This is a genomic window from Actinocrinis sp., from assembly GCF_035605935.1.
Lineage (GTDB): Bacteria > Actinomycetota > Actinomycetes > Streptomycetales > Catenulisporaceae > Actinocrinis.
Map to the genome: position 1 here is coordinate 1 of NZ_DATNGK010000228.1, position 12494 is coordinate 12494.

11 protein-coding genes and 1 pseudogene are annotated in these 12494 nt (G+C 67.3%); 4 read left to right on the top strand and 8 right to left on the bottom strand.

Annotated elements, in window-relative coordinates; all coding sequences use genetic code 11:
- The 5 genes and pseudogenes from VN779_RS18280 to VN779_RS18300 all read right to left on the bottom strand — a co-directional run.
- Nucleotides 1-888 (bottom strand): annotated as a pseudogene (locus tag VN779_RS18280) (hypothetical protein); the annotation flags it as partial.
- Entirely contained in the window at nt 888-1595 is a 708-nt protein-coding gene (locus VN779_RS18285; RefSeq protein WP_325724917.1) for a hypothetical protein, read from the bottom strand. The pseudogene VN779_RS18280 and the gene VN779_RS18285, both read right to left, overlap by 1 nt.
- A gap of 213 nt (nt 1596-1808) precedes the next feature.
- A complete protein-coding gene (locus VN779_RS18290; protein WP_325724918.1) occupies nt 1809-2777 on the bottom strand; it encodes an alpha/beta hydrolase in 969 nt (322 codons plus the stop codon).
- 157 nt (nt 2778-2934) lie between these two features.
- The gene (locus VN779_RS18295; protein WP_325724919.1) at nt 2935-4509 is read right to left on the bottom strand and encodes a cellulase family glycosylhydrolase; all 1575 of its coding nucleotides are present in this window, start codon (nt 4507-4509) and stop codon (nt 2935-2937) included.
- A 192-nt stretch (nt 4510-4701) separates the two neighbouring features.
- Nucleotides 4702-5613: a LysR family transcriptional regulator gene (locus VN779_RS18300; RefSeq protein ID WP_325724921.1), complete on the bottom strand. Its 912-nt coding sequence runs from the start codon at nt 5611-5613 to the stop codon at nt 4702-4704.
- A gap of 110 nt (nt 5614-5723) precedes the next feature.
- Here VN779_RS18300 and VN779_RS18305 point away from each other — a divergent pair, with 110 nt between their 5' ends.
- Complete coding sequence (locus VN779_RS18305; protein WP_325724923.1) at nt 5724-6086, top strand: YybH family protein; 363 nt, start codon at nt 5724-5726, stop codon at nt 6084-6086.
- A 172-nt stretch (nt 6087-6258) separates the two neighbouring features.
- On the opposite strand, the gene VN779_RS18310 is transcribed toward VN779_RS18305, so the two are convergent.
- The 3 genes from VN779_RS18310 to VN779_RS18320 form a co-directional block, all read right to left on the bottom strand.
- The gene (locus VN779_RS18310; protein ID WP_325724925.1) at nt 6259-7956 is read right to left on the bottom strand and encodes a CHAP domain-containing protein; all 1698 of its coding nucleotides are present in this window, start codon (nt 7954-7956) and stop codon (nt 6259-6261) included.
- Nucleotides 7957-8072: 116 nt separating this feature from the next.
- Nucleotides 8073-9068: a hypothetical protein gene (locus VN779_RS18315; RefSeq protein ID WP_325724927.1), complete on the bottom strand. Its 996-nt coding sequence runs from the start codon at nt 9066-9068 to the stop codon at nt 8073-8075.
- 137 nt (nt 9069-9205) lie between these two features.
- A complete protein-coding gene (locus tag VN779_RS18320; protein WP_325724928.1) occupies nt 9206-9640 on the bottom strand; it encodes a hypothetical protein in 435 nt (144 codons plus the stop codon).
- Between the two features lie 580 nt (nt 9641-10220).
- Between VN779_RS18320 and VN779_RS18325 the strand changes: the two genes are divergently transcribed.
- Genes VN779_RS18325 through VN779_RS18335 form a run of 3 tightly spaced genes read left to right on the top strand, consistent with a single transcriptional unit; the run spans nt 10221 to nt 12400 of the window.
- Nucleotides 10221-11369 carry a peptidoglycan-binding domain-containing protein gene (locus VN779_RS18325; RefSeq protein ID WP_325724930.1) on the top strand — a complete coding sequence of 383 codons (1149 nt, stop codon included), beginning with the start codon at nt 10221-10223 and terminating at the stop codon, nt 11367-11369.
- A 27-nt stretch (nt 11370-11396) separates the two neighbouring features.
- Entirely contained in the window at nt 11397-11702 is a 306-nt protein-coding gene (locus tag VN779_RS18330) for a hypothetical protein (protein WP_325724932.1), read from the top strand.
- A complete protein-coding gene (locus tag VN779_RS18335) occupies nt 11699-12400 on the top strand; it encodes an ABC transporter ATP-binding protein (protein WP_325724934.1) in 702 nt (233 codons plus the stop codon). Before VN779_RS18330 ends, VN779_RS18335 begins: the two co-directional genes overlap by 4 nt.
- Nucleotides 12401-12494: the final 94 nt, after the last annotated feature.

Consider the following 12494-nt stretch of genomic DNA (forward strand, 5'->3'; position numbering starts at 1 on the left):
CGGTCGGATTCTGGATGCGCCGATCGGCCGGGGTACGGCGTCGAAGATCTTGCCCTGTTGTGCTTGCAACGCTTCCCGCTGTTCTTGGGAGATGCCCGGAAGTCGCTCCTGCTCGTACAGATCGTGAGTAACCATCTTGGCGTCGAAGCTCTCCGGCGTGTGGAATTGCATTTCAAAGGTGTGTCCGGTGGCCGGGTCCTGCCACCAGCTGTTGATGCCTTGATAGCCGGGCTTGCCCCAGGCGTTGCGGAAGCCCACTGGTTTGATGCCAGCATCGGTGAACCTCTGCATCGCGACGTTGATGCTGTCGGTATATGCGGCCCCTTCGTCTCTGAACTGCATCGTGTAGCGAACGGAGTCCTTCATGCGCCCCAAAGCAATATTGAGATCCCGGTTCGGGAGGCTGGACAGTTCCGTCGCGAGCTTGCGCTTGAAGGAGTCCGCGCTCTTCAGGACGAAGTCCGGGTAGCCGACGGTCTGCGCGCCCGGGACCTCGTCCCTGATACCCATGACCACGGGCGTTATGTTCGACTCGGCGTCTTTGGCCTGGGCTAGGAACCTATCCGCGGCGGCGTTCTCCTCCGGGCTCAGTCGAAGTCCGCCTTTGCCCTCCCACGGGATCGAGACGGCGCTGGCTTGCGGGTCCAGGATGCTTGAGAACTTTCCGGATGTCGCAGCCTGCTCCTCGGAGGCCGCGCCGCTGGGCATCACCTTCGCGATGGCTTGGGCGTTCTGCTCCTCGGTGGCGAGCATCGCGTCGGTTGCCTTATCCGCGGTCTGCGACGTGGTTTCGACGAAGTCGCCGAGTGCGTGGCCCGCGTTGCCGAGTGCCTCGTCCGCGCCGTCCGCGATGCCCTTGAAGGCCGCCGCTCCCTCCCCGCCGGACATCAGAAGCTCAGCTCTCGTATGCCTTGCTGGAACGTGATCGCGTGCGACCGGAACGTCTGCGCGTGCTGCCGCAATGCTTCCGTGTGCATGCGCACAAGCTGCTCGTCCAACGAGAAGCCGGTCGATTCGGTGGCCGCGGGGGTGGTCTTGGACCAGTCGAGGCCTGACATGGCTTCGGCCACCTTCGCGAAAAGCGGCTTGGCCGCGGCTTCGACGACTTGGCCGATGATGTACTGCTCCAGGTCCTGAACCAGCGACTCCATCAGCTTCTTGCCCGCGGCGATGATCGCTGGGACCGCCGCCTCCGCGATGCCGAAGGTCGCCACGGCAGCGGCCTGGTCGGCGACGAAGGTGGCGGCCATGCCGATCAGTTCGGCGACTGCGGCCACCTTCTGGGCCACTATGTAGCCTGCGGCGACCTCGAGTGCGTCGGCGAGGACCGCGCAGCCGTCCACCAACTCCGTCACATGTCGCGCGGAAAGCTCTTGCCAACCTGAGGACAGCTGCTGCGTCGACGCACCCTGGTATCCCTGGGCGATGCCATGGATCGCTGTCGTCGCGTCCTGATGTGTGGTCTGCACCGCCTGCGCGAACTGCCGCACCAGCGATGCGAACTGCATCACCGAGTCCTCGTTGATGTACGGCCATTCAACGCCGATCACGTTGAGAAACGTGACGACTGGGCCCGGCAAATCGTCGATCGCCATAACGCCACACCACCCGTGAGATTCGTTCGGTGAGTCCAGCCGGGCCCACCGACGGTGACAGGACCGTATCAGAGCCACGAGATGAGGAGCAGGCAGCGGGCGACAGTTGTTCGCGTGGGTTTCTGCCGGACTCGACCGGCTCGCTGAGTCCGCGAGCTAATGCTTCGGCACAGGCTTTTGTCAGCGGAGAAATGGGTGTCCAGTAATGTGCGGTCAGCTGACACTTGCGCCGACCCCGGCACCGGCACGCTCCGCGAGTGCGTCGATCGCCGCGGATACGGTTGCCGGGCTGCTGACCTGGGTCAGGTGCCGCGCGGACGGGATGAGCGTCGGAGCCGGAGCGCCGATCAGTGCGGCAGTGTTCGCGGCCGCACCGGGTGAGTACTCGGGATCGTCGGCGCCGAACACCACCGCCTTAGGGACGCTGGCCAGTGTGGCGAGCCGGCCGAGCTGCGTCGTCGAGAGGGCCGGGATGCCGGTCCCGACGACCTGCCAGGTGGCGGGTTCAGCCGTGGCGACCTGGAATGGCAGTCGCCACTGCTGAACTCCAGCGGCATCGAGGGCGGGGCATTGCGGCCCGCAGGTGATGTCGTAGATGAGCCGGATCGCGGTGTCAGAGCGCAACACCAGACGTAGCAGAGTCGTGCGATACGGGTTGATGAACGAGGGCGGGTGGCCCGCTCCCGACAACGGCAGCCCGTCGCCGTCGAGGAACATCACTCCGCCAACCTCGCCCGGTGCCTGCAGCGCGGCGGCCGCGACGACCGCTGCGCCGCTGGAATGTCCGACCAGCACCGGCCGGGTCAGGTGCATCGCCGCGACGAAGTCCAGCACTTGGGTTGTGAGATGAGAGGTCGAATACGGTGCCACCCGCTGCGTGTATCCGAAGCCGTCGAGATCGATCGCGTAGACCCGGTGATCGGCGGCGAGCATTCGTGCCGTTGGGACCCAGGTGTCCGCGGACTCGACGAAGCCGTGCACGAGCACGATCGGGCTGCCGTGCGTCCCCCACTCGACGTATCGCGTGCGAAGGTCTCCGGTTTGCACGAAGGTCAGGCCCGGCGGCGCCGGGACGGCCCCTTGCGTCGCGAGGTTGTAGACCAAGCTGAACACGCTCACCGCAGCGAGGTCGAGCGCCACCGCGATCGCCCACTGGCGCGCCCATCGCCGAAGTCTCTTCATGGCTTCGGATCACGTCATGCGACGACAGCCGAGCTGCGACGAGGGCAGCGACCACGGCAGCGACCACGCGCCAACGGAACTCGACCGGCCGCTGGGGGCCGGCCGGCCGAGTCGTCTGCCACTGGACTTGACTACGTCAACTAGCCGTCCCGACTGACTACGGGGTCTGAGTCACCAGGTGCGCCTTGTAGCCGGATCCGAAGGTGCTGGTCGGCGTGCCGTTCCAGTCAGTGATCAGGTCGTTTCCGTTGCTGCTGCACACGCCCCACGGGTTCCACGTCCACGCCGAGTACCCGACCCCGTTGGCGTCGGCCCAGGCCATCACCTGGTCGATGTAGTCGTGAGCGCAGCTGTTCTGGCCGATCTCGCCCGCGTCGACCGGCGCCTTCGCGGCCACCGCACCGATGTTGGTGTTCCAGCACGAGACGTTCGAGCAGCTGTTGAAGTTGTAGGAGTGCCAGGACGCGACGATGTTGTTGTCCGGGTCCTTGGGCTCATAGGCGAGCCACTGGCTCAGATCGTTGGCCCAGGCCAGGCCGCCGACCATCAGCACATTGCTGGCGCCGGTGGCGCGGACCGTGTTGACCAGCGTCTGCATGCCGGCGACCGGGTAGGTGATGCCGTTGCAGGTGCCGCCGTCACGCAGGCAGGTCCACTCCTCGGTGGGGTTGTTCCAGCCGTCGGCCGCATCCGGGTAGGGCTCGTTGAAGAGGTCGAAGATGACCGCGTTGTCGCCCTTGAACGCGGTGGCCACCTGCGTCCAGAAGGTCGGCGTGTACTGCATGTCGGGCATCGGCTTCTGGCAGGTCGCCTTCACGTCGGAGCAGCCCGCGCCGCTGCCGGTGTACTGGCCGTAGGTCCAGTGCAGGTCCAGGATCACGTTGATTCCGTTGGCGACCAACAGGTTCACGTAGTCCTTGACCGCCTGCTGATACGCGGCGCCGCTGGTGCCGGCCGCGGGAACGTCGCTGGTGCCGAGCCAGCATTCCTCGTTCAACGGGATGCGCACCACGTGCACGTTCCAGGTCTTCATCGCATCGACCGTGGACTGATCTGCCGGGCCGTCCCACATGCCGTTGCCCTGGATGCAGGCGAATTCGCCGCTGGAGCGGTTCACACCGAGCAGTCGGTAGGTCTTGCCCGCCGCGGTGACGATGTGGTTGCCGGAGACGTGCAGGGCCGGGGCCGGTCCGTTGTTGCCCCCGCCGCCGCTCGGGCTGCTGCTCGGCGATGAACTCGGGGAGCTGGACGGTGAAGACGAGGGCGAGGAGGACGGGGTCGAACTCGGCGTCGCGCTCGGGGAGGGCGAGCCGAGCGTGCCGTTGCATACGACGCCATTGAGGGAGAAGCTCGCGGGCACCGCGTTGGTGCCGGAGTAGGAGCCATTGAAGCCGAAGCTGGCGGTGCCGTTGGTGGCGATCGACCCGTTGTAGGAGAGGTTCTTGACGGTGACGTTCGCGCCGGACTGCGTGTAGCTGCCGTTCCACAGTTGGGTGATCTGCTGGTTGCCGCCGAAGCTCCAGGTCAGCGTCCAAGAGGTGATCGGGCTGCCGAGGTTGGTGATAGTGACGTTGGTGCTGAACCCGACGTTCCACTGGCTGGCGATCGCGTAATTGACCTGACAGCCGGAGCTCGCCGCGGCGGCCATCGTGGGCACGGTCACCGCGGCGGCGCCGGCCAGCATCAGCGCGCCGACGGCGGCGGAGGCCAGCAGGGCTCTTCGTTGCTTCATCGCAACTCCTCTGGGCATGGGTGGGAGATGTTGCGATGGAGGCTCATCCGCTTAACCGATTAAGTCAAGCGCGTGAAAGCTTCCCGGGGCCTGGCGCGAACGGATCGCGCAGATCGCAGACAGTAGGAGGCCGCGGACTAGGCGGGCGGCGTGGCCGAAACTTTCCCCGTGCCCTGGCCGTGTGTACACGGCCTAAGCTCCGCCGCCAGAAGCAACGGACGCTCGTGCGCCGAGCGAGAACGCGTGGCGGCAGTGCCGCAGAAACTCCTGCAAGGCCGGGCTCTGCGTCGACCACACGAGCGCGAGCAGTGCCGGGACCTGCGCATCTTCGATGATCAGCGCCTTGAGTCGGTCGCTGAACGCGCCAGCCATGGACTGCGACAGGATCGCGACGCCGAGTCCACGCGCGGCGAGATCCGCAATCGTCCCTGGCGCGGTGGCCTGCATCGCAATGTACGGACGCACGCCCTCGCTCGCGCTCGCCTTGTCGAACGCCGCGCGTAGCCCGGTTCCCGCAGGCATGCAGACGATCGGATATGCGGCTAGGTCGCGCATCTCAATCGCCGTCTGCCGCGCGAGCGGATGGTCCGGTGGAACGGCGGCGATGAGCCGATCGTCGATGATCACCAGTGAATCAAGACCCTGTGGCTTCGCGTCCGTCGTGCCGACGAAAGCCAGATCGAGCTCGCCGCCGCGAACCCGGTCAACCAGCCGGTCGGAGTTGTCCTCAACGAGCGTGATGTCGATGCCGGGGTGTGCGCGGTGGAACGAGTCAAGGGCTTCGAAGAGCCCTGTGACCGTACACGCGGTGACCATCCCGACGACGATGCTGCCGCGCAACAGCCCGTTGACTTCGTTGACAGACTGGCGCAACGCGTCTGCGGCGGCGAGCGCGGCACGCGCGTGACCGAGCGCTGCCGTGCCGGCCTCGGTGAGCGTCGCGCCGCGGCCGGAGCGGTCGATCAACTCGGCGCCGAGTTCGCGTTCAAGCTGCCGGATCTGCGCGCTGACCCCGGACTGGCTGATGTGCACTCGCTCGGCCGCGCGCGTGAAGTTGGCCTCCTCGGCGACCGCTACGAAGTACTCGAGCTGACGCAGTTCCATAACCATTGATTCTAACCACAAGAAGAACTATCTGTTGGACTTCTGGCCGGCTCGGCGAGAACCTGGAGCGGAAGGAAAGAGACGAGACGAGGAAAGCGGAGGGAAAGACCATGACTGAGCACGAGAAGGCGTGGCAGCCAGAGGATCTGACCCGCCTGTTCGTTGAGCGGGCGAACGCCGGCGACGCGGCCGGGATCGCAGCTCTCTACGAAGAGCAGGCCGTCATGGCGTACCCGCCGGGCAGCAGGACCGTGGGCCGAGCGGCGATCCGCGAGCTATGGGAGAAGGTGCTGGCGAACCGGCCGAAGTTCGAGCCGGAGCCGCCGCTGCCGACGCTTCTCAGCGGCGACATCGCACTGACGTCCACTCCACCGAAGGACGGCGCGGGCGCTCGCGCGCAGGTGGTGCGGCGCCAGCCGGACGGCAGCTGGCTGCGGCTCCTGGACCAGCCCGAGTTCGTGACGCCGAAGTAGTCAGCGACAGTCAGCAGTACGGGCCGACAATCTCGAAGCGTCCGCGTGCCGGTATGCGGCACGGCACGCGGACGCTGATTGAGAGGCCTGATGAAAGGCTGATTCGCGATCGCGGCGAGGTGATGGGCCCGTCACAGCGGACCCGTCACCTCAGTCCACGACTATCCGATCGTCAGGCGCAGTGACTCCAGCCGCTGGTCCAGGACGAGCTGCCGTACGAGCCGCCCCACTCCACGCAGGAGCTCGGCGCGTATTCGCGCACCGGGCCCGCGTAATCGGTGAACGACCCCGGGTTGCTCGCCGAGCCGCCGCCTTGCACCGCGAGCGTGGCGTTCATCGACACCGCGCTGCCGGGGCTGTTGGCGAGAGTGGTAACGCAGTTGTCGCCAGTGGAGCCGTTGTAGAGCAGGTAGACCGTCGCCCCGCTGAGCAAGTGCGAGTCGATGACGCTGTAGCCGGCGCCGCAAACCTGGGTCGGGGTATACGGGTTCGAAGTACCCGGCCCGGTCGAGGTGCCCGAGCCGCAGTGGCTCCAGCTGCTGGTCCACGAGGTGCCGCCGTACGAGCCGCCCCACTGCACGCACTGGTCCGGCGCGTGCTCGATGACCGGGCCCGCATAGTAGGTATACGAACCGGGGTTGCTCGCCGAGCTGCCACCCTGAACGGCGAGCGTGGCGTTCATCGACACCGCGCCGCTGGCGTTGTGCGCGAGGGTGGTGACGCAGTTGTCGCCGGAGGAACCGTTGTAGAGCAGGTAGACCGTCGCGCTGCCGAGGTCGTGCGAGTCGATCACGCCGTACCCGCTACCGCAGACCTGCGTCGGGGTGTAGATGTTGTTGCCGCTCGGGGCCGGGGCGCCGGCGCCGCCGCCGCAGTGGCTCCAGCCGCTGGTCCAAGACGAGCTGCCGTACGAACCGCCCCACTCCACGCACGAGCTTGGCGCGGATTCGGTTACCGGCCCAGCGTAGTAGGTATACGTCCCTGGATTGCTTGCCGAACTTCCGCCTTGCACAGCCAATGTCGCGTTCATCGAGTGCGCGCTGGTCGGGGTGGTGGCGAGGGTGACCACGCAGTTGTTGCCGTTGGAGTTGTTGTAGAGCAGGTAGATGGTCGCCCCGGTCAGGCCGTGCGAGTCGATGACGCCGTAACCGCTGCCGCAGACCGAGTTCGGGCTGTACGGGTTACCGGAGTTGACCGGCGGTGGGTTGTTTCCGGTGCCGCTCGCGACCGGGCTCACATACGCGGAGAGCGTGTAATGCGTGGCGCTGACGTACGTGCCGGGCGTGGTCTCGCCCGCCGGGACGGTGATCTTCACGACCGAGGAGCTGGTGGCGAAGGCCGCCTCGCCGTGGCCGCCGTTGCCGTTCCAGTCGCCGTTGGCGGTGACCAGCGAACCGTCGGAGTTGACCGCGGTGATGATCGAGACGTGGTGCGCCGAACCGCCGCCCTCGTAGCTCCACACGACGGCGTCACCTGCCTTCGGCGAGTATGACGAGGAGGTGTGCAGCGTGCCGTTGTTCTCGCCATAGACGTAGAAACTGCCCGCGCCCGCGGTCAGGCCGCCGGTGTAGAAGCCTGAGTTGCGCCACACCCAGCGGGCGAAGTCGGCGCACCAGTACTCGGGCCCGTAGGTGTTGCCGCCGTCGCTGCCGGTACAGCTGCCGTCGAACTCGGACCCGCCGAGGCTGTTGTACGTGGGGCTGTTCGCGCAGGTGCCCGCGCTCTTGCCGATATTCGCCGCGGCCAGCGACCCGGCGTCGCCACCGGCCGCCGCTGAGGCGCTCTGTGCGCCGAGGACGGCGGTCAGGCCGAGCAGCACGGCCATCGCCACGGCGCTCGCCGTCCTGCGTATGAGACGTCTGAGTTTCATTGTTTCCTCTCCTCGCTCGACCCATGGGCCGGCGCTTCGCGGACGGGCAGCCCGCCCCCGCGACAGGCCGCGCACACACCGCCTAAGTGCCGGTCGTGAAGAACCCTGATGTGGAGTCAGTTCGCGGCGCCGGCGACCTGCGCCGTGGCCGTCATCTCCTGCGCGATACCGTCCTTGACGGCGTCGAGTTGCTGCTGCTGGGCGTTGATCATGCTGGTCTGGAGGGCGGCGTCGACCGCGTACCAGACGCCGACCAGATTGGTCTTCTGCTTGCAGGCCACATCCGCGGTCGCGGTCTGGATCTCGGCGGCGGTGGGTGTGCTGGTCGCCCAGCGGTGGTCGTTGCCGGCGTCGTACGGCGCGGCGTAGTTGTAGCCCTTGGCGGCCATGCACGCGGACCATTGCTTGAACACGGCGACGACCTGCGGCTCCTGCTGTGAGCGGGAGAGGCTGTCGGCGTCAATCGCTTGCGCGATCGGCGAGTCGTTGACGGACCCGCCGTGCTCGGTCAGTTGTCGCCTGGCCTCGCCGAGGCAGCCCCCGGCCGGGATCTGCACACCGTTGTACGAGCCCGCGGGACCGGCCTTCGCGGTGGTGCTCGCGCCCTGAGCTGGCGACACTCCTCCGGTGAGCACCCTGATTCCGGCGGCGTCCAGGGTGTTCCCGCTCGCTCGCAGCGCCGACACGTCTGCGGCCGGCGGATGGTATCCGAGGGCTGCGACCTGCGCCGGGCTCACGACGCCGTACCGGCGCGGCGCGTTCGTCTCGGTGGTCTGACCGACGTTCGTGTTCTTCGAGATCGGGTTGTAGGTGAAGCCGAACCGCTGCATGCAACGGCGGGCGATGATCACGGTCGCGTTGTCCACTTCGGCGCGCTGTTGTTGCGTGATCAGATACGCGTCGATCGGGAAAGCCAGCGAGGAGCTATCGGCGATCGTCGGGATCGACGCGACATGAATCGGGGCGAGCGGCAGCCCTACATCCTGGGCCGGCTGCGAGCCGCCGCCCGCCGCGGAAGACGAGCAGGACGCGACGGCGGCCACGGCGAGTACCGCCATGGCGGCGGGCATCAGCAGGCTGCGGCCGAGCCGCGGAAAGCGTGGGCTATACATGGGTCCTCGACTAAGCTGGTCGGGCCGTTATGGCGAAGGGCACGGGTGCTGCGCCCAATCCCAGTGGGCGCAGCACCCGCGCTCAGCAGCTCGGCTTGGTGCGGTCGCCGATCAGATCACCGGCGCGCACCGCCGGATTACCAACCCTGCGACGCGTTGTTGTTCTTGAGGCCGGAGACCAGGTTTCCGGCCGTGAACGCGCTGAAGCCCTGCTTGAGGCCCTGCTGGTTGGAGTTGAAGTAGACGTAGCCGGTGAGGACGGTGTCCCAGTTCTGCACCGAGGCCGCGTTGTTCTTCACCGCGACGCCCGCGCCGTTGCTTCCGCCCGCGGTACCGCTGGTCCACGCCTTGAAGGTCCAGCCGGCGTAGTTGTCGGTGTAGGGGTCGTTGAAGCGGGCGCCCGCCTCGTAGGAGTTGTAGTACAGGCACAGGTCGCCGCCGGCGCCCGCGTCGCTCGAGGTGCAATTGCCATCGCCCTCGGCGGCGGAGGCGGCCGGAATGGCGGTCGCCAGGCCGACGACTACGAAGGCGCCGGTGGCCGCGGTGGCGGCCAGCTTCCTGCGGATGCTCACGATGTGTCTCCCTCATTCACGTGACGGTGCCGGGCCCCGGAACCTGAGCCCTCGAAGATCCCCGCACCCCTGATTCAGAGCCTTGATGACGGCGTGCACGCCGCTGTGAAGAATGGTTCGAATTTCGTTCCGTAGTCAAGGAAGTAACGCAGCGTGGGCGATATCAGGTCGCTGCCGTCCGCGATATATCCGCCGGAGCCGACGCGCTATGTGCGCGATATGTACGCGCAAATCGCGCATTTCTCTGTGACCCAGATCACAGGAATCAGCTCCCTTCGATCACCGAGCGTGACAGGGTGTTGCGGTCACGGCGACGAAGTGGGTTGACAGGCGGCTGGTAGGCAGATCAGGATCGTCGTGGTGGCGGCCGGCACCGGGGCGCGTTCGACGGCCGCGCGGGGGCCTCTTCGCCATGCCGATCGACTCGCAGGGATGGACCATGTCCGCAGACACGGTGGCGCACACGGCAGAATTCGAATTCGCGGAGCGGAGTGAAAATCTGGGCGGCGCAGCTACGGTTGGCACAAATACGGAAGGCGCCGAATCATTTGCGCCGGACCCGCCGCCGAATTCCTCGAGAATGAACGCGGCGGCGCCGAGACGGCAGCGCGTACTGCTGTGGGTCGCACTCGCCGCGGCGGTCGTCTCCACCGGCGGCCTGGTCGCCTCGACCTTCGTCAAGTCGCCGGCGCAGCAGGCCGCCGAAGCCGCCGCGCCTCCCGCGTCGGTGCTGACCGCGCCGGTGGACGACCGGGTGCTGGCCAACACCGTGGTCACCCGCGGCACCGTGGCCGCCTCTGCCCAGTACGAGATCACGCCGACCAGTGCGACTCAGGGTTCGAGCACGCCTGTGCTCACCGCGGTGCGCACGAAGGTCGGCGGCCGTGTGGAGCCGGGATCGGTGCTGCTTGAGGTATCGGGACGACCGTTGATCGTGTTGCCGGGCGCCGTCCCCGCCTATCGGGACCTGAAGCCGAACGACGACGGCAACGACGTCGCGCAGTTGCAGAACGCGCTCAAGCAACTCGGGCACTATCACGGCGGCGATCCGGCCGGACACTTCGGGCCGGCCACCAAAGCCGCCGTCACCGCGCTGTATCAGCACCTTGGCTATGACGCGCCGACCACCGGCGGTCCGGGCGACGACGGCGACCGGTCCGCGCTTCAATCAGCCCAGGACGCAGTGGACAACGCTCAGCGCGCGGTCAACGACATGCAGCGCCAGATCGCCGGCGGCGGTTCGAGCGCCTCGAGTCAGAGCTCGGCGAAGCAGAACGGTCCCAGCGGATCCGGCACGCCTTCGGCCGGCCCCGGCTCCGGTGGCTCCGGTTCGGAACCGCTGCAAGTTCAGTTGCAGTACCTTGAGAAAGCCCTGCAACAGGCGAAGCAGGCCAGGGCGGACCTGACCGCGCGCACCGGTCCCATGCTGCCCGCCGCCGAGGCCGCGTTCCTGCCTGGCTTCCCCGCGCAGGTCGTGGCGTTCTCCGCGAAGGTCGGCGACCCGGTCAAGGCGCCGCTGATCACCCTCGCCTCCGGGCAACTCGCGGTCACCGCGCAACTGACCACCGACCAAGGCGGCCTGCTCAAGCCAGGGATGAAGGTGCAGATCGCCTCCGAGACGCTCGGCCTTCAGGCGACCGGCGTGGTCGGCACGGTCGGTCAGGTCACGACAAGCGGCGGCTCCAACCCAGGCTCATCGGGCGGGTCGGACGGCAGCAGCTCCGCGTAGGGGCAGAGCGGCGCGCCATATATCCCGGTGACTGTGACACCGGACAGCCCGCTGGACTCCCGATGGGAGGGCCAAGACGTGCGGCTGACCGTGACCTCCGCCGCCACGCCCGGCCCGGTGCTGGTGGTGCCGCTCTCCGCCGTGACATCGGGCGCTGATGGGAAGACGACGGTGTCGGTCCTTCAGCCCGATGGGCACAGCACGAGGCGCATCGAGGTTGACGCAGGCATATCAGGAGACGGATTCGTTGCGGTGACGCCCATCGTCGCGGGCTCGCTCAAAGCCGGCGAGCGCGTCGTGGTCGGCGCACAGAGCGGAACGGGGCTCTCATGACCGAAATAGAACCCGGATATCTGGATGCACCCGTCATCGACTTCGAAGCCGTAGGCATGACGTACCCCGGTCCCCCTCCGGTCATCGCGTTGCGAACAACGAACCTGACCATCAATCGCGGCGACTTCGTCACCGTCATCGGCCCTTCCGGCTCGGGGAAATCGACCTTTCTCAACGTCGTCGGCCTACTCGATCGGCCGACCACCGGCCGCTATCGGCTGGACGGCATCGACGTCAGTGGCCTGCGTGAGGCGGACCGCACCGCGTTGCGCGGCCGACGCATCGGCTTCGTCTTCCAGGCCTTCCATCTGCTCCCCCACCGCAGCGCAGCGGACAACGTCACGCTCGCGCAGATCTACAACGGCGCGCCCCGCAAGTCGCGGCGTGAAGCGTCGTACGCCGCGCTCGCGCAGGTCGGTCTCGCGCACCGGGCCGACGCGGTTCCAACGCACCTCTCCGGCGGGGAGCGGCAGCGCGTCGCCGTCGCACGCGCGCTGGTCAATCGTCCCTCCCTGCTGCTGTGCGACGAACCGACCGGGAATCTGGACTCTGCGACAGCGGCCTCGGTGCTGGCGCTGATCGAGGACTTACACGCCTCGGGACTGACCATCGTGGTGATCACGCACGATCCGGCGGTCGCCGCCAGAGGCTCGCGCACCGTCGCGATCCGGGACGGGGTGCTGACCGAGCATGCTTGACCGTTCCGCCCTCCCCCTTCGCGACCTGCTCACCGAGTCACTCGCCAGTCTCCTGCAACGCCCCGGGCGCTCCGCGCTCACCATGCTCGGCACG

Bases quoted from the DNA above. Each gene is read 5' to 3' on its own strand.
- VN779_RS18335 (WP_325724934.1), top strand. From the start codon at position 11,699: ATGACCGAAATAGAACCCGGATATCTGGATGCACCCGTCATCGACTTC.
- VN779_RS18315 (WP_325724927.1), bottom strand. From the start codon at position 9,068: ATGTATAGCCCACGCTTTCCGCGGCTCGGCCGCAGCCTGCTGATGCCC.
- VN779_RS18310 (WP_325724925.1), bottom strand. From the start codon at position 7,956: ATGAAACTCAGACGTCTCATACGCAGGACGGCGAGCGCCGTGGCGATG.
- VN779_RS18300 (WP_325724921.1), bottom strand. From the start codon at position 5,613: ATGGAACTGCGTCAGCTCGAGTACTTCGTAGCGGTCGCCGAGGAGGCC.
- VN779_RS18290 (WP_325724918.1), bottom strand. From the start codon at position 2,777: ATGAAGAGACTTCGGCGATGGGCGCGCCAGTGGGCGATCGCGGTGGCG.
- VN779_RS18285 (WP_325724917.1), bottom strand. From the start codon at position 1,595: ATGGCGATCGACGATTTGCCGGGCCCAGTCGTCACGTTTCTCAACGTG.
- VN779_RS18325 (WP_325724930.1), top strand. From the start codon at position 10,221: ATGAACGCGGCGGCGCCGAGACGGCAGCGCGTACTGCTGTGGGTCGCA.
- VN779_RS18305 (WP_325724923.1), top strand. From the start codon at position 5,724: ATGACTGAGCACGAGAAGGCGTGGCAGCCAGAGGATCTGACCCGCCTG.
- VN779_RS18295 (WP_325724919.1), bottom strand. From the start codon at position 4,509: ATGAAGCAACGAAGAGCCCTGCTGGCCTCCGCCGCCGTCGGCGCGCTG.